Annotated in this window: 26 protein-coding genes and 1 pseudogene; 21 read left to right on the forward strand and 6 right to left on the reverse strand. The window is 67.1% G+C overall.

Features of this window, described 5'->3' with window-relative positions:
* Window positions 1–35 precede the first annotated feature (35 nt).
* Window positions 36–257: a hypothetical protein gene (locus CFB81_RS15335; RefSeq protein ID WP_027785622.1), complete on the forward strand. Its 222-nt coding sequence runs from the start codon at window positions 36–38 to the stop codon at window positions 255–257.
* Between the two features lie 24 nt (window positions 258–281).
* On the opposite strand, the gene CFB81_RS15340 is transcribed toward CFB81_RS15335, so the two are convergent.
* Together CFB81_RS15340 and CFB81_RS15345 are read right to left on the reverse strand one after the other, a co-directional pair.
* Window positions 282–476 (reverse strand): DUF2905 domain-containing protein, encoded by a 195-nt coding sequence (locus CFB81_RS15340; protein ID WP_021163761.1) that lies wholly within the window; start codon window positions 474–476, stop codon window positions 282–284.
* 12 nt (window positions 477–488) lie between these two features.
* A complete protein-coding gene (locus CFB81_RS15345) occupies window positions 489–1679 on the reverse strand; it encodes a class I SAM-dependent methyltransferase (protein WP_089435723.1) in 1191 nt (396 codons plus the stop codon).
* Window positions 1680–1692: 13 nt separating this feature from the next.
* On the opposite strand from CFB81_RS15345, the gene CFB81_RS15350 reads away from it, so the two are divergent.
* The 9 genes and pseudogenes from CFB81_RS15350 (at window position 1693) to CFB81_RS15390 (ending at window position 8720) form a co-directional block, all read left to right on the forward strand.
* Window positions 1693–2436: an SDR family oxidoreductase gene (locus tag CFB81_RS15350; protein ID WP_069620137.1), complete on the forward strand. Its 744-nt coding sequence runs from the start codon at window positions 1693–1695 to the stop codon at window positions 2434–2436.
* Window positions 2437–2508: 72 nt separating this feature from the next.
* Window positions 2509–2913: a dihydroneopterin aldolase gene (locus CFB81_RS15355; protein ID WP_069620136.1), complete on the forward strand. Its 405-nt coding sequence runs from the start codon at window positions 2509–2511 to the stop codon at window positions 2911–2913.
* Window positions 2910–3905: a tRNA 2-thiocytidine(32) synthetase TtcA gene (gene ttcA / locus CFB81_RS15360; protein ID WP_089435724.1), complete on the forward strand. Its 996-nt coding sequence runs from the start codon at window positions 2910–2912 to the stop codon at window positions 3903–3905. Before CFB81_RS15355 ends, ttcA begins: the two co-directional genes overlap by 4 nt.
* A gap of 134 nt (window positions 3906–4039) precedes the next feature.
* Entirely contained in the window at window positions 4040–5401 is a 1362-nt protein-coding gene (gene glmU / locus CFB81_RS15365) for a bifunctional UDP-N-acetylglucosamine diphosphorylase/glucosamine-1-phosphate N-acetyltransferase GlmU (RefSeq protein ID WP_069620134.1), read from the forward strand.
* Window positions 5402–5455: 54 nt separating this feature from the next.
* Window positions 5456–7273, forward strand: coding sequence for a glutamine--fructose-6-phosphate transaminase (isomerizing) (gene glmS / locus CFB81_RS15370; protein ID WP_069620133.1), 1818 nt, complete (start codon window positions 5456–5458; stop codon window positions 7271–7273).
* A gap of 129 nt (window positions 7274–7402) precedes the next feature.
* Window positions 7403–7668: pseudogene (locus CFB81_RS15375) on the forward strand (type II toxin-antitoxin system RelE/ParE family toxin); the annotation flags it as partial.
* Window positions 7664–7984, forward strand: a complete 321-nt coding sequence (locus tag CFB81_RS15380) for a DNA-binding transcriptional regulator (protein ID WP_089435725.1) — start codon at window positions 7664–7666, stop codon at window positions 7982–7984. The pseudogene CFB81_RS15375 and the gene CFB81_RS15380, both read left to right, overlap by 5 nt.
* 71 nt (window positions 7985–8055) lie before the next feature.
* Window positions 8056–8502, forward strand: a complete 447-nt coding sequence (locus CFB81_RS15385; RefSeq protein ID WP_089435859.1) for a hypothetical protein — start codon at window positions 8056–8058, stop codon at window positions 8500–8502.
* Window positions 8502–8720 (forward strand): hypothetical protein, encoded by a 219-nt coding sequence (locus CFB81_RS15390; RefSeq protein ID WP_006477594.1) that lies wholly within the window; start codon window positions 8502–8504, stop codon window positions 8718–8720. Before CFB81_RS15385 ends, CFB81_RS15390 begins: the two co-directional genes overlap by 1 nt.
* A gap of 128 nt (window positions 8721–8848) precedes the next feature.
* Here CFB81_RS15390 and CFB81_RS15395 read toward each other — a convergent pair whose 3' ends face one another.
* Both CFB81_RS15395 and CFB81_RS15400 read right to left on the reverse strand, forming a co-directional pair.
* Window positions 8849–9685, reverse strand: coding sequence for an FTR1 family protein (locus tag CFB81_RS15395; protein ID WP_069621838.1), 837 nt, complete (start codon window positions 9683–9685; stop codon window positions 8849–8851).
* A 12-nt stretch (window positions 9686–9697) separates the two neighbouring features.
* Entirely contained in the window at window positions 9698–10030 is a 333-nt protein-coding gene (locus tag CFB81_RS15400; RefSeq protein ID WP_069621837.1) for a cupredoxin domain-containing protein, read from the reverse strand.
* A 330-nt stretch (window positions 10031–10360) separates the two neighbouring features.
* Here CFB81_RS15400 and CFB81_RS15410 point away from each other — a divergent pair, with 330 nt between their 5' ends.
* Window positions 10361–10561, forward strand: coding sequence for a heavy-metal-associated domain-containing protein (locus CFB81_RS15410; RefSeq protein ID WP_006477591.1), 201 nt, complete (start codon window positions 10361–10363; stop codon window positions 10559–10561).
* 60 nt (window positions 10562–10621) lie between these two features.
* Here CFB81_RS15410 and CFB81_RS15415 read toward each other — a convergent pair whose 3' ends face one another.
* Window positions 10622–12112: an aldehyde dehydrogenase gene (locus CFB81_RS15415; protein ID WP_069621836.1), complete on the reverse strand. Its 1491-nt coding sequence runs from the start codon at window positions 12110–12112 to the stop codon at window positions 10622–10624.
* Window positions 12113–12200: 88 nt separating this feature from the next.
* Entirely contained in the window at window positions 12201–12752 is a 552-nt protein-coding gene (locus CFB81_RS15420) for a cupin domain-containing protein (RefSeq protein ID WP_011546390.1), read from the reverse strand.
* A 455-nt stretch (window positions 12753–13207) separates the two neighbouring features.
* Here CFB81_RS15420 and CFB81_RS36560 point away from each other — a divergent pair, with 455 nt between their 5' ends.
* The 10 genes from CFB81_RS36560 (at window position 13208) to CFB81_RS15470 (ending at window position 24756) form a co-directional block, all read left to right on the forward strand.
* Complete coding sequence (locus tag CFB81_RS36560; RefSeq protein WP_006488040.1) at window positions 13208–13390, forward strand: hypothetical protein; 183 nt, start codon at window positions 13208–13210, stop codon at window positions 13388–13390.
* A gap of 283 nt (window positions 13391–13673) precedes the next feature.
* A complete protein-coding gene (locus CFB81_RS15430) occupies window positions 13674–14459 on the forward strand; it encodes a gamma-glutamyl-gamma-aminobutyrate hydrolase family protein (RefSeq protein ID WP_069621835.1) in 786 nt (261 codons plus the stop codon).
* A gap of 28 nt (window positions 14460–14487) precedes the next feature.
* On the forward strand, window positions 14488–15825 hold the full coding sequence (locus CFB81_RS15435) for a glutamine synthetase family protein (protein WP_089435727.1): 1338 nt from the start codon (window positions 14488–14490) through the stop codon (window positions 15823–15825).
* A 35-nt stretch (window positions 15826–15860) separates the two neighbouring features.
* Window positions 15861–17306, forward strand: coding sequence for an aspartate aminotransferase family protein (locus CFB81_RS15440; protein WP_089435728.1), 1446 nt, complete (start codon window positions 15861–15863; stop codon window positions 17304–17306).
* Between the two features lie 62 nt (window positions 17307–17368).
* Window positions 17369–18484 (forward strand): polyamine ABC transporter substrate-binding protein, encoded by a 1116-nt coding sequence (locus tag CFB81_RS15445; RefSeq protein ID WP_089435729.1) that lies wholly within the window; start codon window positions 17369–17371, stop codon window positions 18482–18484.
* A gap of 186 nt (window positions 18485–18670) precedes the next feature.
* On the forward strand, window positions 18671–19825 hold the full coding sequence (locus CFB81_RS15450; protein WP_089435730.1) for an ABC transporter ATP-binding protein: 1155 nt from the start codon (window positions 18671–18673) through the stop codon (window positions 19823–19825).
* A 10-nt stretch (window positions 19826–19835) separates the two neighbouring features.
* The gene (locus CFB81_RS15455) at window positions 19836–20822 is read left to right on the forward strand and encodes an ABC transporter permease subunit (RefSeq protein WP_089435731.1); all 987 of its coding nucleotides are present in this window, start codon (window positions 19836–19838) and stop codon (window positions 20820–20822) included.
* The gene (locus CFB81_RS15460; RefSeq protein WP_050014285.1) at window positions 20819–21658 is read left to right on the forward strand and encodes an ABC transporter permease subunit; all 840 of its coding nucleotides are present in this window, start codon (window positions 20819–20821) and stop codon (window positions 21656–21658) included. The genes CFB81_RS15455 and CFB81_RS15460 overlap by 4 nt, the downstream gene beginning before the upstream one ends.
* A gap of 112 nt (window positions 21659–21770) precedes the next feature.
* Window positions 21771–23357 (forward strand): DUF3138 family protein, encoded by a 1587-nt coding sequence (locus CFB81_RS15465; protein WP_089435732.1) that lies wholly within the window; start codon window positions 21771–21773, stop codon window positions 23355–23357.
* A gap of 94 nt (window positions 23358–23451) precedes the next feature.
* Window positions 23452–24756, forward strand: coding sequence for an FAD-binding oxidoreductase (locus tag CFB81_RS15470; RefSeq protein ID WP_089435733.1), 1305 nt, complete (start codon window positions 23452–23454; stop codon window positions 24754–24756).
* Window positions 24757–24781 lie beyond the last annotated feature (25 nt).

A 24781-nucleotide genomic window follows, 5' to 3' on the forward strand; every position in this document is an offset into this window, starting at 1 on the left:
GCTACGATGAAGTGTCCTTTTTGCGGGAGAGCACGATGGACACGAACACGTTCACGAAAGGCATCTACACGGCCAAGGCGCATACGCAGCATGCGGGCAACGGGCAGTTCCAGGGTTACGTGATCCTCGCGCGCGACGACGGGGACGACACCGAGAACATGCGTTACGACGTCCACTCGACGAGCCCCAGCGAGGAAGAAGCGTTCGACGAGGCGAAGGCGCTCGCGCACCGGATCCTCGGCGAGATCGAGCTGTGACGCCCCCCTCTTGTTCGGCGCGGCTCAGAGCAGCCGCGCCACCATCGATACCAGCATCGTCAGCACCAGCGTCGACATGAACGGAAACGGGTAGCGCCGCCCGCCGAGCGTCAGCGTGACGTCGCCCGGCATCCGCCCGATCCCGAGCTTGCCGAGCCACGGCCAGCAGCGCGTCAGGATCATCACCGCGACGAACGTCGTCAATAGCCAGCGCAGCACGTCAGGGCTCCGTCAGAGCGCGTGCGAGCGGTCGCCGCGCGCGAACGCGTCGAGCGTGCCGTCGATCCCGCGCGAAAACGCGATCACCTTGAACAGCTCGCCCATCTCGGCCTCCGAGATCAGCTTCTGCACCGCGTTCGCGGCCGGCAGGAACTGATGGACGTCGGACGGATCGATCGCGGCCAGCGCGTCGGTGATGCCTGCGTTCAACAGGAAGCGCGCCTGCGACGTGTAGCCGAGCAGATCGGCGCCGGTCGCGACGCCCGCGTCGTAGATGCCGGTGAATTCGACGTGCGCGGTGATGTCCTGCAGGCCCGGGTACACGAACGGGTCGTCGTGCGCGTGGTGACGGTAATGGCACATCAGCGTGCCGCGGTCGCGCTGCGGGTGGTAGTACTCGTGCGCGGGAAACCCGTAGTCGACCAGCAGCACCGCACCACGCGCGAGCATCGTGCAAACGGTGCGCGTGAACGCGAGCGCGGCCTCGTGCGTTTCGGTCACGTAGCCATCGCCGACGTCGAGCGTCGCGAGCACCGCCGGCAGGCCGGCGGCGCCGACCGGCCGGTCGTCGAACACGAACGCCTGCCGTGCGTCGAGCGCGACACCGCGCTCGCGCCACGCGCCATCCGCTTTCGCGAAGAGGCGCACCGGCATCGCGTCGAGCACCTCGTTGCCGATCACGACGCCGTCGAACCGCTCGGGCAGCGCGTCGAGCCAGCGCACCTTCGCGGCCAGCGCCGGCACCGCGGCTTCGATCGTGTCGCGCTGCCGTTCGCGCAGCTCGCCGGACAGGTCGACGATCAGGTATTCGTCGAGTTCGACGCCCGGCGCGTCGAGCGCCGCGAGCAGCCCGGCCGCGAGCTTGCCCGTGCCGGCGCCGAACTCCATCACACGGCGCGTGCCGCTCGCCGCGAGCGCTTCGGCGATGGGGTTCGCGAGCGTCTGCGCGAACAGCGGCGACAGCTCGGGGGCGGTGACGAAGTCGCTGCCGTCGTCGGCGCGGCGCCCGAACTTGCGCGCGCCGCCGCTGTAATAACCGAGGCCCGGCGCATACAGCGCGCGCTCCATGAAGCGGTCGAACGGCAGCCAGCCGCCGGCCGCCGCAATCTCGTCGCGCAGTTGCGCGGCGAGGGTTTCGGACTGCGCGAGCGCGTCAGGGCCGGGAGCAGGTAAACTAGCGGGTTCGTGAGCTTTCGGGTTCATCCCGGCATTGTAAATGACCGTTTCAGCCGATACGTCCACCCCACGCGTGGTGCTCGTCACGGGCGCCGTGGGTAACGCGGCGGACGCCGCGTCGATCGGCCGCGCGCTCGCGACGGGTTTCGCCCGCCGCGGCTGGGACGTCGCGCTGCAGCGCAGCCAACGCGCGCCGCGCGCGGCCGCCGACGCGCTCGTCGCCGAAGTCACGGCGCTCGGCCGCCGCGCGGCCGTGCTCGACGCCGATCTGGCCGTGGAAGCCGATGCCGCGGCCCTCGTCGCCGCGTGCGGCGAAGCGCTCGGCCGGCCCGCATGTGCGGTGTTCGTCAGCGCCAGCGCCGGCACCGACGACGCGCACACGGTCGACGCCGCGTCGCTCGCCGCCGCGCTCGCGCGCAACGTGACCGCGCCGCTCGCGCTGGCCCGCGCGCTCGCCGATGCGACGCCCGACGCCGCGCGCGAGCACGAAGCGCTGCGCGCGTGCGCGATCCACGTACTGGATCAGGCCCTGTTTCACCCGGCGCCGGCGCAGCTGTCGCACGCGCTGATGCAGGCCGCGTTGAACCGCGCGACGTCGGCGCTCGCGCTGGCGCTCGCGCCGAAGGTGCGGGTCGCGGCGCTCGTGCGCGGCCACGCGCCGCACGCGGACGACATCGCGGCGGCCGCCTGCTATCTCGCGAGCGCGCCCGGCGTGACGGGCGCGACGCTGACCGTCGACGGCGGCGAGCACCTGGTGCCGCCCGCCGCCGGCCCGAATGAATGAACCGCGCGGGCGCGGCCTGACCGCCGCCCGCGCCGCTTTGCGTGCGCGCACGCCAATTTGACTGGGACGACCATGTTTTCCGCTCTCCTGCACCCCCGCCTCGCGGATTGCCGCAGGCTCTACCTGCGCGACTACGAGGTGCACATCAACATCGGGGCCTTCGAACACGAGAAGCGCGGCGAGCAGCGCGTCGTCATCAACGTCGACCTGTTCGTGCCGCTTGCGCAGTCGACGCCCGTCGATGACCGGCTGCATGAAGTCGTCGACTACGACCTGATGAAGCAGAGCGTCGCGCAGTGCCTCGCGCGCGGCCACATTCATCTGCAGGAAACGCTGTGCGATTCGATCGCCGCGCACCTGCTGGCGCACGACGCCGTGCGCGCGGTACGCGTCCGTACCGAGAAACCGGACGCCTATCCGGACTGCGACGCCGTCGGCGTCGAAGTCTTTCGCATCAAGGACGAGGAGCGCCAATGAACGCCCCCCACATGAACGACACGGCGGCCGACGCCGCGACCGCCGAAACCGGCCGCCCCGCGCTGACGCGCCGCGAGCAGAAGGAAGCGTACGAGAACAACAAGCTGTTCAAGCGGATCGTGCGCCAGGTCGGCCAGGCGATCGGCGACTACAACATGATCGAGCAGGGCGACAAGGTGATGGTGTGCCTGTCGGGCGGCAAGGACAGCTACGCGATGCTCGACGTGCTGCTGCGCCTGCGCGAGCGCGCGCCGATCGACTTCGACATCGTCGCGGTGAACCTCGACCAGAAGCAGCCGGGCTTCCCCGAGCACGTGCTGCCCGAATACCTGAAGCAGGTCGGCGTGCCGTTCCACATCGAGAACCAGGACACCTACAGCATCGTCAAGCGGCTCGTGCCGGAAGGCAAGACGACCTGCTCGCTGTGCTCGCGGCTGCGCCGCGGGATCCTGTACCGCGTGGCCGGCGAGCTCGGCGCGACCAAGATCGCGCTCGGCCATCACCGCGACGACATCGTGCAGACGCTGCTGCTGAACATGTTCTACGGCGGCAAGCTGAAGGGAATGCCGCCGAAGCTGCAGTCGGACGACGGCAAGAACATCGTGATCCGCCCGCTCGCGTACGTGAAGGAAACCGATCTCGAGAAATACGCGGAGCTGCGCGAATTCCCGATCATCCCGTGCAACCTGTGCGGCAGCCAGCCGAACCTGAAGCGTGCGGAAATGAAGGCGCTGATCCGCGAATGGGACAAGCGCTTCCCGGGCCGCGTCGACAACATGTTCAACGCCCTCGCGAAGGTCGTGCCGTCGCACCTGATGGACACGACGCTGTACCCGTTCCAGTCGCTGCGCGCGACGGGTGAAGCCGATCCGCAAGGCGACATCGCGTTCGACGAGGAGCCGTGCGCATCGGGCGACGACGCGACGGCGCCCGGCGCCGGCAAACCGGTCGCGGCCCGACCGATCTCGATCGTCCAGTTCGACGACCTGTAAGCAGGGACCGAACACCCGCCGAAACCGGGGCCAACGGCCTCGTTTCGGCGTTGTCGCCGCGCCGCGACAGGCCCGGAGCGACAAGGGCCGCATGCTAAAATGGACGGCTTCGAACTCTGACCCAAGCGCGCGCCATGAATATCGTGATTTTGGCGGCAGGCACCGGCAAGCGCATGCGTTCCGCGCTGCCGAAAGTGCTTCACCCCCTGGCCGGCAGGCCGCTCCTGTCCCACGTCATCGACACCGCGCGCACGCTGCAGCCGTCCCGGCTCGTCGTCGTCGTCGGCCACGGCGCCGAGCAGGTCCAGGCCGCCGTCGCCGCGCCCGACGTCCAGTTCGCGGTGCAGGCCGAGCAGCTCGGCACCGGCCACGCGGTGCGCCAGGCGCTGCCGCTCCTCGATCCCGCGCAACCGACGCTCGTGCTGTACGGCGACGTGCCGCTCACCCGCGCGTCGACGCTGCAGCGTCTCGTCGACGCCGCGCGCGACGGCCGCTACGGCATTCTGACCGTCACGCTCGACGACCCGACCGGCTACGGCCGCATCGTGCGCGACGCGGCCGGCTTCGTCACGCGCATCGTCGAGCAGAAGGATGCGTCGCCGGACGAGCTGCGGATCGCCGAGATCAACACCGGCATCATCGTCACGCCGACGGCCCAGCTGTCGATGTGGCTCGGCGCGCTGAAGAACGAAAACGCGCAGGGCGAGTACTACCTGACCGACGTCGTCGAACTCGCGATCGAGGCCGGCTTCGAGGTCGTCACGTCGCAGCCCGACGACGAATGGGAAACGCTCGGCGTGAACAGCAAGGCGCAACTCGCGGAGCTCGAACGCATTCACCAGCGCAACGTCGCCGATGCGCTGCTCGTCGACGGCGTGACGCTCGCCGATCCGGCGCGCGTCGACGTGCGCGGCACGCTGCGCTGCGGCCGCGACGTGTCGATCGACGTGAACTGCGTGTTCGAAGGCAACGTGACGCTCGCCGACAACGTGACGATCGGCGCGAACTGCGTGATCCGCAACGCGTCGATCGGCGCGGGCACGCGCATCGACGCGTTCACGCACATCGACGGCGCCGTGCTCGGCGCGAACACCGTGATCGGCCCGTACGCGCGGCTGCGCCCGGGCGCGCAGCTCGCGGACGAAGCGCACGTCGGCAACTTCGTCGAGGTGAAGAACGCGGTGATCGGCCACGGCTCGAAGGCGAATCACCTGACGTACATCGGCGACGCCGACATCGGCGCGCGCGTGAACATCGGCGCGGGCACGATCACCTGCAACTACGACGGCGCGAACAAGTTCCGCACCGTGATCGAGGACGACGTGTTCGTCGGCTCCGACACGCAGCTCGTCGCGCCCGTGCGCGTCGGCCGCGGCGTGACGATCGCGGCCGGCACGACGATCTGGAAGGACGTCGCCGAAGGCGTCCTCGCGTTGAACGAGAAGACGCAGACCGCGAAGAGCGGCTACGTCCGCCCGGTCAAGAAAAAGAGCTGAACCTTTTGCGGGCGCCCGCGCGGCGCCCGCTTCGACTGACAGGATTGACCATTCATGTGCGGCATTGTCGGCGCAGTTGCGCAACGTAATATCGTTCCGGTCCTCATCGAAGGATTGCGGCGCCTCGAATACCGTGGCTACGACTCGTGCGGCGTCGCCGTGCTCGAGCCGGGCGCACCGAAGCGCGCGCGCAGCGTCGCACGCGTGGCCGATCTCGATGCGCAGGTGCGCGACACGCACCTCGAAGGTACGACCGGCGTCGCACACACGCGCTGGGCCACGCACGGCGCGCCCGTCACGCACAACGCGCACCCGATCTTCTCGTCGAACGCACTCGCGCTCGTGCACAACGGCATCATCGAGAACTTCGAGACGCTGCGCGAAACGCTGCGCGCGAAGGGCTACGAATTCGTGTCGCAGACCGACACCGAAGTGATCGCGCACCTCGTGCACAGCCTGTACCGCGGCAACCTGTTCGACGCGGTGCGCGAAGCCGTGCACCAGCTGCACGGCGCATATGCGATCGCCGTGATCCACAAGGACCAGCCGCACACCGTCGTCGGCGCGCGCCAGGGTTCGCCGCTCGTCGTCGGTCACGGCGACGGCGAGAACTTCCTCGCGTCCGACGCGCTGGCGCTGGCCGGCAGCACCGACCGCTTCACGTTCCTCGAGGAAGGCGACGTGTGCGAGCTGTCGCTCGACGGCGTGACGATCGTCGATCGTCACGGCGCCACCGTGCAGCGTGAAATCCGCGTGGTCAGCGCATACGGCGGCGCGGTCGAACTCGGCCCGTATCGCCACTTCATGCAGAAGGAAATCTTCGAGCAGCCGCGCGCGATCGGCGACACCGTGCCGCAGACGGAAGCCTTCGACGCGACGCTGTTCGGCGATGCGGCCCCCGCCGCGTTCGCGGAGATCGACAGCCTGCTGATCCTCGCGTGCGGCACGAGCTACTACTCGGGCCTCACCGCGAAGTACTGGCTCGAATCGATCGCGAAGATCCCGACCCAGGTCGAGATCGCCAGCGAATACCGCTACCGCGAGTCGGTGCCGAACCCGCGCCAGCTCGTGCTGGTGATCTCGCAGTCGGGCGAGACGGCCGATACGCTCGCGGCGCTCAAGCATGCGCAGTCGCTCGGCCACACGCATACGCTCGCGGTGTGCAACGTCGCGACGAGCGCGATGGTGCGCCTGACCGAGATGCAGTTCCTGACGCACGCGGGCACCGAGATCGGTGTCGCGTCGACGAAGGCGTTCACGACGCAGCTCGTCGCGCTGTTCGTGCTGGCCGCGACGCTCGGCAAGCTGCGCGGGCACGTCGACGCCGCGCAGGAGGCGCAATTCCTGAAGGAGCTGCGCCACCTGCCGGCCGCGCTGAACAGCGTGCTCGCGCTCGAGCCGCAGATCATCGCGTGGTCGGAGGAATTCGCGCGCAAGGAAAACGCGCTGTTCCTCGGCCGCGGGCTGCACTACCCGATCGCGCTCGAAGGCGCGCTGAAGCTGAAGGAAATCTCGTACATCCACGCCGAGGCCTATCCGGCCGGCGAACTGAAGCACGGGCCGCTCGCGCTCGTCACGGAAGCGATGCCGGTCGTCACGGTCGCGCCGAACGACACGCTGCTCGAGAAGCTGAAGTCGAACATGCAGGAAGTGCGCGCGCGCGGCGGCGAGCTCTACGTGTTCGCGGATGCCGACACGCAGATCGTCAACGACGACGGCCTGCACGTGATCCGGATGCCGGAGCACTACGGGCAACTGTCGCCGATCCTGCACGTCGTGCCGCTGCAACTGCTCGCGTATCACACCGCGTGCGCGCGCGGCACCGACGTCGACAAGCCGCGCAACCTCGCGAAGTCGGTGACGGTGGAGTAAAACGGGGCAACAGGATGGCCCCTCGCCGGGTCGTCCCGACTGCTTGCGGCGCGAGGCAGGCCGTTCGGCCAGGTCGAAATATGTACCACGTAGTGGTATATAATCCTGTGCTGACTCGACCGGCTCGACATGCCTGCTTCCGTACGACGCGTCTTCAAGACGAAGAGGTTTCACAAGGCGGCCGGAAAGGCGGGAATCGCCGATGGCGAACTCTGCCGCGCGGTGCGGGAACTGGCCCGCGGCCAGGGCGTCGATCTCGGCGGCAACGTCTGGAAGAAATCGACGCATGCGAACGTCGCGCGTTCGGAAAGCTCGCCGCGGACGTAGGTCGACACATCGACAGCGACATCGCGACGCCGGTCGCACTGAAAGAGCTTGTGGAGATTTGCAATGGCCAAGAGTCGATTCAAGGGCGACGCGACGGAGGCGGCCCACAGCGCCGCGTCGGGCCTGTATCGCGCCAACCTGATCGACAAGAAGACGATGCGGGAATACGACGATCTCCGCATCGAAGCCGCGCCGCAGTTCGATCCGGAAGCGATCGCCCGCATCCGCAAGTCGGTCAACGTCAGCCAGAGCGTGTTCGCGCTCTACCTGAACACGACGACATCGACGATCCGCCAATGGGAACAGGGCGACAAGCGGCCCAGCGGCATCGCCGCGCGCATGCTCCAGATCGTCGAAAAACACGGGCTCGAGGTGTTCTCCTGAGCCGGCATTCCCCGAACGCCCCTGCACGGTCCCGGCTGGACGCGCGCCGCAACGAATATGACGGAGAGACAATGGTAAGACTGTTTGGATGCGGATTGCTCGCGCTGACGTTCGCGTCGACGGGCTGGGCCGCCGAGCACTATGTCGAGGTCTGGAACCCGCCCGAGGCGCGGCAACCGGCGGCGCGTACGCCGGCTGCACGCCCTGGCGCCGACGCGCGCACCGGCAAGCGCGCGGAGAAGCACGCGAGCGCCACGCCGAAAGCCGCCGCGAAACCGCCCAAGCGCCGCGTCGCGCAGGCCGTGAAAGCCGGCTCGAATCGCCCGGCCGCGACCGACACCCCGGCCGCCCCGCGCCCCGTCGCGCACCCCGCGCCCGGGCGTCTCACGGTGATGCAGCCGGCCGCGCCGGACGCGACGCGCGCGCTCACCTTCTCCGACATCCCGCGTCAATACACGCCGGACGGCAACGTGCTGCAGGTCGGCACGCAAGGCCGCTCCGCGGAGGTGACTCGATAATGGAAGCGCAGACCTACCACGGCTACCAGATCTGGGGCCACGCGATCCTGCAGCAGGACGAGATCATGCAGCCCGAGCGCTTCGCGGCGAGCGGCACGATCACGCAGAACAACCGGCTCGTCGAGGCGTCGGGCGTGCTCGGCGTGTTCGACACCGAAGACGACGCGCGCGACGCAGGGCTCGAATGGGCACGCGCGTGGATCGACAACCACAGCTGACCGAACGCAACCACGCGCATCCGCGGCCGCCGTCACCGGGGCCACGCAGGTGCGTCGCGCGTCGCAAATAAAAGAAGGGGCGTCCATGACGCCCCTTCTTTCATTCGAACCCGGAAGCCCGGAAACACTCACGCCGCGGCGTGCGGCGGCCTCACCGTCTCCTGCGGCCGACCGACGAGCCGCGCCAGCACGAGGATCGCCACCAGCGTCGCGACGTACGCGGCGATCTGGATGCCCGCCGGACGCGCGGTATAGCCGATCAGCGTATGCAGCGCCTTGCCGACGATGCTCGATTCCTTGAGCAGCCACGACGTGTCCCAGACCGCATCGCCCCACGACGGCACGAGGCCGGCGGCCAGCAGGAAGCCGACGCACTGGCTCGCCATGCCCGCGGCGAGCAGCACGATCAGCGCGTTCGTGACGGAGAACAGGCGCTTCAACGGAATCTGCAGCAGGCCCGCATACATCGCGTAGCCGAGGCCGGCGCCGCCGAGCACGCCGAGCAGCCCGCCGGCGATCATCTGCGGCGTCTGCCCCGGCTCGCCCGCCGCGATCCCGTACAGGAACAGCACGGCCTCGGAGCCCTCGCGCAATACCGCGACGCCGACCACGATCGCGAGCCCGGTCAACGGCCGGCTTCCGGCCGCGACCGCGCGGCCGACCTCGCCCATGTGCAGCGCCATTTCGCGGCCGTGCCGGCTCATCCAGATGCAGTGCCACGCGAGCATCAGCGTCGCGACGAACATCACGCCCGCGTTGAAGACTTCCTGCCCCATGCCGGACGCCCATTGCGAGATCACGTCGGCGAACGCCGCGATCAGGCCGGCGCCGACCACGCCGCCGACCAGCCCGCCGCCGACCCACCAGCCGCGCCGCGGCACGCCCTTCGTGGCGGCCATCACGATCGAGACCACCAGCGCGGCCTCGAGCACTTCACGAAAGACGATCAGGGCAGTAGACAGCATGTCGGTATCGGCTTACTTGACGGTCAGGTGCGTCTTCGACTGCGCTTCGTGATACTCGTCGTGGAACTCGTAGGTGCCGGCCTTCAGCGGCCCGACCAGGATCTCGACCGACTTGCCGGCCGGCACGACCTTCTCCGCCTTGAAGTCGTCGCTTTCGAATTCCGCCGGCGTCGCATCGAGATTCTTCACGATGAACTTCACCTTCTTGCCGGCAGGGATCGTCACGCCGTCGGGCGAAAACTTGTGGTCCTTCAACGTGAGGTTGACGACGTCGTCGGCGGCGAAGGCGGACGTGGCCGAGGCGCCCAGCAGGGCCAGTGCGAAACCGATAGCGAAACGGGTCATGGATGTAATGAACGGAAATATGGAAGGGAATCGATACTAAGATCGATTCGCATTTTCACCTCGGAGTACCCTTACTCGGCGCATGGAGATCGTGCGTCGTCGATCCCGCGCGCTCGTTGGCGCGCAAGGGTTCGCGGGATTTTGCCGACAACGTGCAGCCGTCAATCGGGACAAATTCGGACTGACGCGCGCACACGAATGGCTATTCGTCAGACATCAGCATTACAAATGGCTGATGCGATGCGCATCGCTGCATGCAGCACTTGACCTTCCCACCATGGCAACCTTCATGCTGAACGTACTCACCAACCACCCACCCGGGAGAACACGATGGAATTCGAAGTCCAGGACATGACCTGCGGCGGCTGCGCCAACGCCATCACGCGCGCGGTGACGGCCGCCGACCCCGCCGCGAAGCTCGACATCGACGTCGCGGCGAAGATCGTCAAGGTCGACTCGGCGCAAGGCGCCGAGCGCGTGCAGTCGATCATCGAAGCCGCTGGCTTCCATCCCGCGCTGCGCACCGCGTAACGCGCGCCGAAGGCCGCGGGCGCAGCGCCGGACAGCGACGCGCCCGCGCCCGGCGGCGTGTCAGCGCAGCCGGATCAGCGTCGACTTCAGTTCGGTGTATTTCTCGAGCGCATGCAGCGACTTGTCGCGACCGTTGCCCGACTGCTTGTAGCCGCCGAACGGGAAGTTCATGTCGCCGCCCTCGTCATAGCAGTTCACCCACACGGTGCCCGCACGCAGCCGGCGCGACACGTCGTGCGCGGTCGTCAGGTTCGACGTCCACACGGCCGCGGCCAGCCCGTATTCGGTGTCGTTCGCGATCCGCACGGCCTCGTCGACGTCGTCGAACACGATCACCGACAGTACCGGCCCGAAGATTTCCTCGCGCGCGATCTTCGCGTCGGGCTTCACCTCGAACACCGTCGGTTCCACATAGAAGCCGCCCGTTTCCGCGTTCACGCGCGCACCGCCGGTGACGAGCCGGCCTTCGTTGCGCCCCGCCTCGATGTAACCGAGCACACGCTCGAGCTGGATGCCGTCGACGATCGCGCCCATCGATACCGACGGATCGAGCGGATTGCCCGGCACGTACGCGCGGGCGGCCGCGACGAGCTTCTCGATGAACGCGTCCTTGATGTCGCGATGCACGAGCAGCCGCGAGCCGGCCGTGCACATCTCGCCCATGTTGTAGAAGATCGCGCCGGCCGCCGTTTGCGCCGCGCGGTCGAGATCGGGGCAATCGGGCAATACGATGTTCGGCGACTTGCCGCCGAGCTCGAGCCACGCGCGCTTCAGGTTCGACTGCGCCGCGTACTGCATGATCAGCTTGCCGACCGCCGTCGAGCCCGTGAACGCGATGCAGTCGACGTCGCGATGCAGCGCGAGCAGCTTGCCCGGTTCGCCCGCGCCCGGCACGACGTTGAACACGCCGGCCGGAATGCCGGCCTCGAACGCGAGCTGCGCGACGCGGATCGCGGTCAGCGGCGATTTCTCCGACGGCTTCAGCACGACGCTGTTGCCGGCCGCGAGCGCGGGGCCGAATTTCCATGCGGCCATCAGGAGCGGGAAGTTCCACGGCACGACGGCGGCCACCACGCCGACCGGCTCGCGCGTGACGAGACCGACGAGATGGTGATCGGCCGGCGCGACCTCGCCGCCGACCTTGTCGATCGCCTCGGCGAACCATTCGACGCAGTACGCGGCACCCGGCACGTCGACCGTCGTCGTGTCGCCGATCGGCTTGCCCGCGTCGAGCGTCTCGAGCAGCGACAGTTCGTCGAGATGCGCGCGCATCAGCGCGGCCCACCGCAGCAGCACGGCCTTGCGCGCGCGCGGGTTCAGGCCGGCCCATACGCCCGCGTCGAACGCGCGCCGTGCGGCCGCGACGGCAGCGTTCACGTCCGCTTCGCCGCAGTCGGCGACCTTCGCCAGCACGCGGCCGTCGATCGGGCTCACGCAGTCGAACGTCTTGCCGCCGTGCGCGTCGCGCGACGCGCCATCGATGAATGCGCGCCCGTCGATCTCGAGCGCCGCCGCCTTGTGTTGCCAGTCAGCCAAAGTCAACTTGTTCATCAGGATGCCTCAGTTTTTTGACATTCGCGATGCGGCACGCCGCGCGCATGGCGCGCTGACGGCCTGCCGCGAATGCGGTGACACGCGGTCAGAAGGTCGCCGGCGAATTGGCCGAGACGACCTCGCAGATCAGTTCCGCGCTGGGATTGCGAAAACGATGCGGCAAACGGCTTTCGAAGTAGTAGCCGTCTCCGGGGTCGAGCAGCCATGTCGCGCTATCGACGGTCAGCTCGAGCCGGCCCGACACGACGACGCCGCCCTCGTGCCCCGCGTGCACCAGCATCTCGGGCCCCGTGTCGGCCAGCGGCTGGTAGATCTCGCGCAGGATGCACATGTTGCGATCCTTCACGTTCGCGCCGACCAGGTGAAACGCGAGCGACTCGTTGCCGAGGTTCGGCATCTCGTCGCGACGCGACACGACCGCGCGCGATTCGACGAGTTCGAACGTGAAGAACTCCGCGAGACTCATCGGGATGCATTCGAGCAGTTTCTTCAGCGAGCCGACCGACGGGCTCACGCGGCCCTGTTCGATCAGCGAGATCGTGCCGTTGGTGACGCCGGCGCGTTTCGCGAGTTCGCGCTGCGACAGGCCATGCTTGTTGCGCACGAAACGCAGGCGCTCGGCGACTTCGGTGGACATCGATTCGGTTTCGGACACGATAAGTGCGATGACAAAGTGAAACGACGCGGTGGACTGCCGTTGAATATTCTAATCACTTTATGCCGCACATCAGCGGGGAAAACCCTGAAAGGCGTTCGAAATAATGGACGGCGCATCGACTATTCCTTTTGCGAATCTTTTGTTCGCATTGCTCGGGAAAGCCCTGATGCAGGACCGTTAAAAAACATTTGACGGCGTTATTGGCTCGTATATGCTGGCTCTCAGGTCAGCGTCATCTGGCTTTCACAGGCGTCGAAAAGCGTTATCGCAACGCAACAATCGATGCCCGTCGATGTAAATGACGCAGGGCCGGCGCCTCGATTATTTTAAACGCCCCGCGCGTCGAAACGATCAGGTGTTCAATACTTTCAACAAACCAGTCGAGTGTAATCGTGAGAGTCCGTGGCCCTCTGGTGAGGTGGGATCGAGGCGATGTGCGAAGTTTGCGCAGCGCCGTTCCCGCTTCCGACGGCAGTTGCGGCTGGCATAGTCCTCGCCTGCTTCACCTGTCGATCTACACCATCCTGTCCCGTCGTTCCGTTCGGCGCCACAACGCCGTTTCCGCACGCGCATTCGTCGCCGTCGATACCGACGAAGTGGCGTCGCTGCTGCCGTAGCGCCTCTCCTTTCTTCACGTCGTTCGTTTTGTCTGCCGATTCGCCAACCGCATCGTCCGTGCGGTGACGGAACGCGTTCGCGCATTCGTTGCCGCGTCGCGTATCGCAATGAAACGAACGACGGCCTGACCGTCGCGCGCAGCGCGGATCGCCACGCCATCCCGTTGCGCCCATTCACCAGCGGCCCTGCGCTCAGCGCCGGGCTGCGGGGTCGTGTCGCGCCCGCGTTTTGCCGCATTCGGGCCGACGCGCGTCACGTCCCTATGGATTACTGATTGACGTCATGGAAAGGAAACCTCTCGTCGGCATCACCGCCGACCTCACCCAGATCGGCGCACACGCGTCGCATACGGTCGGTGACAAATACGTCGCCGCGATCGTCGACGGCGCACAGGCGCTCGCGATGGTGCTGCCGGCGCTCGGCGAGCGACAGTCGATCGCCGACGTGCTCGACGCCGTGGACGGGCTGCTGTTTACCGGCAGCTACTCGAACGTCGAACCGCATCGGTACGGCGGCGAGCCGAGCGAGCCCGGCACGAAGCACGACCCCGCACGCGACGCGACGACGCTGCCGCTGCTGCGCGCGGCAATCGTCGCTGGCGTGCCCGTGCTTGCCGTGTGCCGCGGCTTCCAGGAGTTGAACGTCGTCTGCGGCGGCACGCTGCACCAGCGCGTACATGAAGTGCCCGGCTTCGCCGATCACCGCGAGGACGACGACGCGCCGATGGATACGCAATACGGCCCCGCGCACGTCGTGCGCCTGACGCCCGGCGGCAAGCTGCACGCGCTCGCCGGCGGCCGCGACGAAGTGCACGTGAACTCGCTGCACAAGCAGGGCATCGCGCAGCTCGGCTCCGGCCTTGCCGTCGAGGCCGTCGCGCCGGATGGCCTGATCGAGGCCGTGAGCGTCGTCGACGCACCGGCGTTCGCGCTGGCCGTGCAGTGGCATCCGGAATGGCGACACGCGCAGGACCCGCTGTCGAGCGCGATCTTCCGCGCGTTCGGCGATGCGTGCCGCGCCCGCCGCGCCACACGCACGCGCGCCATGGCCGCCGCCGCGCTCGCCTGAGCGCGCCCACCAGACAACGAGAACAGACATGCAAGACATCGAAGACTTTCTGAAGCAGCACCGGATCACCGAGATCGAAGCGATCATTCCCGACATGGCCGGCATCGCGCGCGGCAAGATCACGCCGCGCAACAAGTTCACGTCCGGCGAATCGATGCGCCTGCCGCAGGCGGTGATGGTGCAGACCGTCACCGGCGACTATCCGGAAGACGGGTCGCTCACCGGCGTGACCGATCCCGACATGGTGTGCGTGCCCGACACGTCGACGATCCGGCTGATCCCGTGGGCCGTCGATCCGACCGCGCAGGTGATCCACGATTGCGTGCACTTCGACGGCTCGCCGGTCGAGATCTCGCCGCGCTATGTGCTGCGCCGCGTGCTCGACCTGTACAAGGCGAAGGGCTGGAAGCCGGTCGTGGCGCCCGAACTCGAGTTCTATCTGGTCGACATGAACAAGGACCCGGACCTGCCGCTGCGGCCGCCCGTGGGCCGTACGGGCCGCCCCGAAACGGGCCGCCAGTCGTATTCGATCGAGGCCGTCAACGAGTTCGACCCGCTGTTCGAGGACATCTACGAGTACTGCGAAGCGCAGAACCTCGACATCGACACGCTGATCCATGAAGTCGGCGCCGCGCAGATGGAGATCAACTTCATGCACGGCGACGCGCTGTCGCTGGCCGACCAGGTGTTCCTGTTCAAGCGCACGGTGCGCGAGGCCGCACTGCGTCACAACATGTACGCGACGTTCATGGCCAAGCCGATGGAAAACGAACCGGGCTCGGCGATGCACGTGCACCAGAGCATCGTCGACGAGGAAACGGGCCAGAACCTGTTCACGTCGTCCGAAACCGGCGGCGCGACGTCGATGTTCTACAACTACCTCGCGGGATTGCAGAAGTACACACCGGCGCTGATGCCGATCTTCGCGCCGTACATCAACTCGTATCGCCGCCTGTCGCGCTTCATGGCCGCGCCGATCAACGTGCAGTGGGGCTACGACAACCGCACGGTGGGGTTCCGCATCCCGCACTCGGGCCCGGCCGCGCGCCGCATCGAAAACCGGATTCCCGGCGTCGACTGCAACCCGTACCTCGCGCTCGCGGCGACGCTCGCGGCCGGCTATCTCGGCATGACGCAGCGCCTGGAGCCGACCGAGCCGCTGGTGAGCGACGGCTACAGCCTGCCGTACCAGTTGCCGCGCAACCTCGAGGAAGGGCTGACGCTGATGGCCGCGTGCGAGCCGCTCGGCGAGATCCTCGGGCCCAAGTTCCTGAAGGCGTATTTCGCGCTGAAGGAAACCGAATACGAAGCGTTCTTCCGCGTGATCAGCTCGTGGGAACGCCGCCATCTGCTGCTGCACGTTTGAGCGTGCATCACCGCATACGGAATCACGGAGGAAACATGACCTACCGCAACGAATCTGCCTGGATCCAGCCGGCCGCACCGACCGCCGCAGCCGCCGCCGCGCCGCGCGCGACGCAGGCACGCACGACCGCCGAATACCGCGCGCTCGACGCCGCGCACCACATCCACCCGTTCTCCGACATGGGCGCGCTCAACCGAGCCGGCAGCCGCGTGATCGTCAAGGCCGACGGCGTCTACCTGTGGGACTCGGACGGCAACAAGGTGATCGACGGGATGGCCGGCCTCTGGTGCGTGAACGTCGGCTACGGCCGCAAGGAACTCGCCGACGCCGCGTATCGCCAGATCCAGGAACTGCCGTTCTACAACACGTTCTTCAAGACCACGCATCCACCGATCATCGAGCTGTCGGCGATGCTCGCCGAGGTGACGCCCGCCGGTTTCAACCACTTCTTCTATTGCAACAGCGGCTCGGAAGGCAACGACACCGTGCTGCGACTCGTGCACCAGTACTGGCGCGTGCAGGGCAAGCCGCAGAAGAAGTACGTGATCTCGCGCAAGAACGGCTATCACGGCTCGACGATCGCGGGCGGCACGCTCGGCGGGATGGGCTACATGCACGAGCAGATGCCGTCGAAGGTCGAGCACATCGTGCACATCGACCAGCCGTATTTCTTCGGCGAAGCGCAGCCAGGCGAGACGCCCGAAGCGTTCGGTCTCGCACGTGCGCAGCAGCTCGAAGCGAAGATCCTCGAGCTCGGCGCGGACAACGTCGCGGCGTTCATCGGCGAGCCGTTCCAGGGCGCGGGCGGCGTGATCTTCCCGCCGTCGACGTACTGGCCGGAAATCCAGCGGATCTGCCGCAAGTACGACATCCTGCTCGTCGCGGACGAAGTGATCGGCGGGTTCGGGCGCACCGGCGAATGGTTCGCGCACCAGCACTTCGGCTTCGAGCCGGACCTGATCACGATGGCAAAGGGCCTCACGTCGGGCTACGTGCCGATGGGTGCGGTGGGCATTCACGAGCGCGTCGCGCGCCCGATCATCGACAACGGCGAATTCAATCATGGCCTCACGTACTCCGGCCATCCGGTGGCGGCGGCCGTCGCGGTCGCGAACCTGAAGCTGCTGCGCGACGAAGGCATCGTCGAGCGCGTGAAGACCGACACGGGCCCGTACTTCCAGGCGCTGATGCGCGAAACCTTCGCGCGTCATCCGATCGTCGGCGAAGTGCACGGCCACGGAATGGTCGCGAGCCTGCAGCTGGCCGAAGCGCCGGCCGAACGCCGCCGCTTCGCGAACGGCGGCGACGTCGGCACGATCTGCCGCGACTTCTGCTTCAACGGCAACCTGATCATGCGCGCGACCGGCGACCGGATGCTGCTGTCGCCGCCGCTCGTGATCTCGCGCCAGGAAATCGATGAACTCGTGTCGAAGGCGAAGAAGGCCGTCGATGCCACCGCCCAGCAACTGGGTATTTCGTAACGGTTTTGCCTACAGGCGTGCGGCGGGCGCCGTACGCCGCCATCACCCAAGGGAATTCCACCATGCGTGCCTGCTTACTTCGCCAAGCCTGTTCCATCGCGGCCCTTGCCGCGGTGGCCGCGTTCACGTCTGTCGCCAGCCCGTCGGCCCATGCCGAGGACCTGAACGTCTACAACTGGTCCGACTACATCGCGCCGGACACGATCCCGAACTTCCAGAAGCAGACGGGTATTCACGTCAAGTACGACAACTACGACAGCGACGACACGCTCCAGGCGAAGCTGCTGGCCGGCAGCTCCGGCTACGACATCGTCGTGCCGACGTCGAACTACATGGCCAAGCAGATCCAGGCCGGCGTGTACCAGAAGCTCGACAAGTCGAAGATTCCGAACCTCGCGAACCTCGACCCGCTGCTGATGAAGATGATCTCGGACGCCGACCCGGGCAACCAGTACGGCGTGCCCTGGGCGTACGGCACGGACGGTATCGGCTACAACGCGCAGGCGGTGAAGAAGGCGCTCGGCGACAAGGCGCCGGTCGACAGCTGGGCGCTGGTGTTCGATCCGGCCAACATGGAGAAGCTGAAGAGCTGCGGCGTGTCGTTCCTCGACCAGGCCGTCGACGTGTTCGCCGCCACGCTGCAGTACATGGGCAAGGACCCGAACAGCAAGAACCCCGGCGACTACCAGGCTGCATTCGAAGTCCTGAAGAAAGTCCGCCCGTACATCACCCAGTTCAACTCGTCCGGCTACATCAACGACCTCGCGAACAACGACGTGTGCGTCGTGCTCGGCTGGTCGGGCGACGTCGGCATCGCGCACCGCCGCTCGGCCGAAGCGAAGCGTTCGTACGACATCAAGTTCTCGAACCCGAAGGAAGGCGGGCTGCTGTGGTTCGACGTGATGGTGATCCCGAAGGATGCGCCGCACCCCGAGGCCGCGCTGAAGTGGATCAACTACATTTCCGACCCGAAGGTCAACGCGGCGATCACCAACACGGTGTTCTACCCGACCGCGAACAAGGCCGCGCATCAGTTCGTCACGCCGGCCGTCGCGCAGGACCCGACCGTCTATCCGCCCGAAGACGTGCTGAAGAAGATGGTGCTGATGAAGCCGATGCCGGCCGAGATCCTGCGCCTCGAGAACCGTCTGTGGGCCCAGTTGAAGACGGGCCACTGATCGCGATGCCGCACGGCGGCGCAGGCATCGCGGTACGCCTGCCCGCCTGAAATTCGCGGACCTCCGTCCGCCCGCGCGCCACGCGCGCTGTTCCATCCGGCACGAGCCGTTGCTCGCGAGTCGCGTTGCGCGCCTCGCGTGGGGACGCTCGCGCCTGCAATCCGTGAAGAACGAATGGTGACTCCCATGCAATCGATACCCTCTTCCGCTGCTGCACGCCAGACCCAACCGGCCGCCGCGCCCCGTACGCAAAACGATGCGTTCGTGCGCATCGAAAACGTCGTGAAGAAGTTCGGCGACAGCACGGCCGTCGACAACGTGAACCTGACGATCGCGAAGAACGAGCTGTTCGCGCTGCTCGGCAGCTCGGGCTGCGGCAAGTCCACGCTGCTGCGCATGCTCGCCGGGCTGGAAACGGCGACCTCCGGCAAGATCTTCGTCGACGGCGAGGACCTCGCGTCGCTGCCGCCGTACCGCCGCCCGGTCAACATGATGTTCCAGTCGTACGCGCTGTTCCCGCACATGACGGTCGAATCGAACGTCGCGTTCGGCCTGAAGCAGGAAGGCACGCCGAAGAACGAAATCAGGGAACGCGTGGCCGATGCGCTCGCGCTCGTGCAGATGAGCAAGTACGCGAAGCGCAAGCCGCATCAGCTGTCGGGCGGCCAGCAGCAGCGCGTCGCGCTGGCCCGCTCGCTGGTGAAGCGCCCGAAGCTGCTGCTGCTGGACGAGCCGATGTCCGCGCTCGACAAGAAGATCCGCCAGAAAACCCAGCTCGAACTCGTGAACATCATCGAGAAGGTCGACGTGACCTGCGTGATGGTCACGCACGACCAGGAAGAGGCGATGACGATGGCGAGCCGCCTCGCGGTAATGAGCGAAGGCAAGATCGTGCAGATCGGTTCGCCCGGCGAAGTGTACGAATACCCGAACAGCCGCTTCTCGGCCGAATTCATCGGCTCGACCAACCTGTTCGAGGGGCGCGTGGTCGAGGACGAGCCCGATCACATCTTCGTCGAAAGCGACGACCTCGAAAACCGCATGTACGTGAGCCACGGCGTGACCGGCCCGCTCGGGATGCCGGTCGGCATCTCGGTGCGTCCGGAGCGCGTGCACGTGTCGCGCGAGAAGCCGGGCGCGCGGCACAACTGGGCGCGCGGCGTCGTCACCGACATCGCGTACATGGGCAGCTATTCGCTGTATCACGTGCGTCTGCCGAGCGGCAAGACGGTGGTGTCGAACCTGTCGAGCTCGCACCTGATGAACGACGGCGCACCGGCGTGGAACGACGACGTGTTCGTGTCGTGGTCGCCGGCCAGCGGCGTCGTGCTGACGCAGTGAGGACGCCGCGATGAGAACCTCCGCTTCCACGCCTTCCGCGCCGGTGTCGACCGGCACGGCCGCCGCCACGCCGGCTTCCCGACGCCGCGGCCGCTTCGCCGCGCTGTCGCGCTTGCTGCCGTCGGGCCGCACGGTCGCGATCGGCGTGCCATTCCTGTGGCTGGCCGTGTTCTTCGCGCTGCCGTTCGTGCTGGTGCTGAAGATCAGCTTTGCCGACCAGGTGATGGGCATCCCGCCGTACACGTCGCTCGTCGAGTTCAAGGACGGCGTCGTGCACTTCGCGCTGCAGCTGTCGCACTACGCGTTCCTGCTGCAGGACGACCTGTACATCGCGACCTACCTCAGCTCGCTGAAGATGGCCGCCGTGTCGACCGTGCTGTGCCTGCTGATCGGCTATCCGATGGCGTACTACATCGCGCGCTCGGAGCCGAACCGCCGCAACGTGCTGATGATGGCCGTGATGCTGCCGTTCTGGACGTCGTTCCTGATCCGCGTGTACGCATGGATCGGCATCCTGAAGGACGACGGCCTGCTGAACCACACGCTGATCGCGCTCGGCATCATCCACACGCCGCTGCGGCTCTATCACAGCGATGCGGGCGTCTATATCGGGATGGTCTATTCGTACCTGCCGTTCATGGTGATGCCGCTCTATGCGCACCTCGTGAAGATGGACCTGACGCTGCTCGAAGCCGCGTACGACCTCGGCGCGAAACCGTGGGTCGCGTTCACGCGCATCACGCTGCCGCTGTCGAAGAACGGGATCATCGCCGGCAGCCTGCTGGTGTTCATCCCGGCAGTGGGCGAGTACGTGATCCCCGAGCTGCTCGGCGGGGCCGACACGCTGATGATCGGCCGCGTGATGTGGGATGAATTCTTCAACAACATGGACTGGCCGATGGCGTCCGCGGTGACGGTCGCGATGGTGCTGCTGTTGCTGGTGCCGATGGCGCTGTTCCAGTACTACCAGGTCAAGGAACTGGAGGACGCGAAATGATCAAGCCGAGCAAACCGCTGTCGACGGGCGTTCTCGCCTTCGGCTTCCTGTTTTTGTACATCCCGATCATCAGCCTCGTCGTGTACTCGTTCAACGAATCGAAGCTGGTGACGGTGTGGTCCGGCTTCTCGCTGAAGTGGTACGCGGCGCTGCTGGACGACGACGAGCTGCTGACCGCCGCGTGGCTGTCGCTGAAGATCGGCCTGTTGACGGCCACCGCGTCGGTCGTGATCGGCACGTGGGCGGGCTTCGTGCTCGCGCGCTTCGGCCGCTTCAAGGGCTTCACGCTGTACACGGGGATGATCAACGCGCCGCTGGTGATTCCGGAGGTGATCCAGGGGATCTCGCTGCTGCTGCTGTTCGTCGCGCTGGAGCAGATGTTCGGCTGGCCGAAGGGGCGCGGGATGGCGACGATCTGGATCGGCCACGTGATGTTGTGCGTGTCGTACGTGGCGATCATCGTGCAGTCGCGCGTGAAGGAGATGAACAAGTCGCTCGAGGAGGCCGCGCTCGATCTCGGCGCGACGCCGCTGAAGGTGTTCTTCGTGGTGACGCTGCCGCTGATCTCGCAGGCGCTGCTGTCGGGGTGGCTGCTGTCGTTCACGTTGTCGATCGACGATCTGGTGCTGTCGGCGTTTCTGTCCGGGCCGGGCTCGACGACGCTGCCGCTGGTGGTGTTCTCGCGCGTGCGGCTGGGACTGAACCCGGAAATGAACGCGCTGGCGACGCTGTTCATCACGGCCGTGACGATCGGCGTGATCGTCGTGAACCGGATGATGATCGCGCGCGAACGGCGCCGGATGGCCGACTTGAAGGCCGCGTTCGCGATGGCCTGAACGCTCGCCACCTTCAACGATAACAAGCAGTGCAGACAAGCATGACGCGCTGCCCCAGGGGGGCGCGCGATTCGATCCCGATTTGACAGGCGCACGACTAGGAGAATCCGCAATGAAGAAGAAACTGATCTGCCTGCTGGTGGCCGGCGCGTTGCCGGGCATCGCGCTGGCCGGTTCGACATCCGCCGAGATCAAGGCGCTGCAGGCGCAGGTCGCGGCGCTGCAGAAACAGATGAAGGCGATGCAGGCGCAACTCGCCGCGAAGCCGGGCGGCGCGGCGCCCGTGCCGGCCGGCGCGAGCGGCGGCATGGCCGGCGGCGGCAACGCCGTCGCGGTCGCCGCCGACCCGGGCTCGCCGGATTACGGCAAGGCGCGGGCCACGCTGACCAACGACGAGGTCAGCGAAATGAAGCAGCAGATCGCGAACCAGCAGCTGAAGGTCGACTCGCTGACCGACGCGGCCACCACGGGCCCGCTCGCCGGCCTGTCGGTCACCGGCTACATCGATCCGACCTACATCTACAACCGCGCGGCCGGCACGTCGTCGTTCCTGTTCGCGAACCACGAGAACGCGTACAACTACTTCAACAGCACGTTCGGCGATCTCTACCTCGACATCAAGAAGACGTTCGGCGTCGGCCCGATGGCGCCGTCGGCCGAAATCACGCTGATGCCGAACCGCGGCAACGGCATCACGCTGCTGCAGAACTCGCGCGGCTCGATCACCGACAACCTGTTGAACACGGCGGTCATCAACGTGCCGATCACCGCGGAAACGACGCTCGTCGCCGGCCTGATCCCGAGCTTCGGCGGCTACGAAGTGCAGCAGTCGAACCAGATGCTCACGCTCACGCACAACCTGCTGTACGATTTCTCGGATCCGGGCAGCTACGTCGGTGTCGGCGCGAACTACACGAAGGGCGCCTGGGCGTGGAAGTTCTTCCTCGGCAACGAGCAGTACCGCACCTACGGTTCGGTCACGCAGACGGGCACCAACGCGCTCGGCGACCCGATCACCACCAGCAACAAGGTGCCGACCTTCACCGCGCGCGCGGACTACACGTGGTCGAGCGCGCTCGATCTCGGCGGCTCGTTCAACATCGGGCGGCAGACGCTGGCGAGTGCGATCGACGACCAGGGCAATGTCCACTACGGCCCCGGCGGCGCGGCGCCGAGCGCCTACGGCACGTTCTTCTTCGGCGAACTCGATGCGACCTACACGCTCGCCGATATTCAGTACAACGCCGAAGTCGACTACGGCCGGCAGCAGCATGCGGCGTTCAACGGCGGGCTCGCGCAGTGGTACGGGCTGTCGCTGCTCGCGCACCGCAAGTTCAACGCGCCGGTGGTCGGCCGCATGGGCGTGACGCTGCGCTATGACCTGCTCGCCAACTCGAAGAACGGCGGCGGCGGTGGCGGCATCGCGCTGAACGGGAACGGGATGGATCCGAGCAACGGCTTCGGCGTCGACGCGGACTGCCTCGCGCAGTCGAAGGCCGGCGGCGGCCTGGGCTTCGAGTGCAAGGGTGCGGTGCGCCAGGACGTCGCGCTCGACCTGCTGTTCTATCCGACCCAGCAGATCACCGTGAAGGTCGAATACCGGCACGACTGGGCGAACAACAAGGTGTTCCTGCGCAACGACGGGTCGTACGGCAAGTCCAACGACCTGCTCGCGACGCAGTTCATCTATTCGTTCTGATGCAGCACGCGCGGGACGCCGTGCCGCACGCATGGCGTCCCGCGCCGTTTTTCGGCTGCGTATTGGTTGCAGCCTTGTCGAGGGAGTCGGTTTCATGACGCAGTCTTTCACCCGCCGCGCCGATGCGCTCGCGCGCGACTCGTACTACGAAGCCACGGCCGCACGGCCCGTGGCCGACGATCCGATCCTCGAGGATGCGATCGACGTCGATGTCTGCGTGATCGGCGCCGGTTTCGCGGGCCTGTCGACGGCGCTCGAGTGCCGCGCGCGCGGGTTGTCGGTCGCCGTGATCGATTCGAACCGGCCGGGCTGGGGCGCGTCGGGCCGCAACGGCGGCCAGGCGATCACCGGCTTCGCGAAAGACGAGGTGATCGAGAAACAGCTCGGCGCCGACGGCGCGCGCGCCGCCTGGTCGCTGTCGCTCGACGGCGTCGCGCTGATCGCCGAACGCATCGCGCGCTACGGGATCGACTGCGACTTCACCCGCGGCTACCTGACGGTCGCGACGAAGCCGCGCCGCGTCGACGACCTGCGCGCGTGGATGAACGCCGCGACGTCGCGCTGGGGCCATCCGTCGCTTGCGTGGCTCGATACCGGCGAGATCCGCACGCGCATTGCATCGACGCGCTATCTGGCCGGCGTGCACGATCCGCTGTCGGGTCACCTGCATCCGCTCAGGTATTGCCTCGGCCTCGCCGATGCCGCGCGCCGCGAGGGCGTCGCGCTGTATGCGCACACGCCCGCGCTCGACGTCGTGCGCGGCGCGCGGCCCGTCGTACGCACGCCATCCGGCGAAGTGCGCTGCCGCTTCGTCGTGTCGTGCTGCAACGCGGGCCCCGGCGGCATCCTGCCGGCCGCGACCGCCGCGCGCATCGCGCCGATCGCGTCGTACATCATCGCGACCGAGCCGCTCGGCCGCGCGCGCGCCGACGCGCTGATCGCGCGGCGCGAAGCCGTGTGCGACAACAACTTCTTCCTCGACTACTTCCGGCTGTCGGCCGACGACCGGATGCTGTTCGGCGGCCGCGCGAATTCGGCCGGCGCGTCGCCCGCCGCGCTCGCCGAAGCGATCCGGCAGCGCATGGTCGGCGTGTTCCCGCAGCTCGGCGACGTGCGCGTCGAGCACGCGTGGGGCGGTTTCGTCGACGTCACGCGCAACCGCGCGCCGGATTTCGGCGCGATCGATCCGAACTTCTTCTACGTCCAGGGCTTCAGCGGGCACGGCGTCGCGCTCACCGGGATCGCCGGACGCGCGGTCGCCGGCGCGATCGCAGGCGACACGCGCGCGTTCGACCTGTTCGCACGCGTGCGTCACCGGCGCTTTCCCGGCGGCGACGCATGGCGGCAACCGGCGCTCGAGCTCGGGATGCTGTACCACCGCGTGCGCGAGCTGTTCTGAGTCCTCTCACTCCGCCTTCCTCATC

The organism is Burkholderia sp. AU28863 (genome assembly GCF_002223195.1).
Taxonomy (GTDB): domain Bacteria; phylum Pseudomonadota; class Gammaproteobacteria; order Burkholderiales; family Burkholderiaceae; genus Burkholderia; species Burkholderia sola.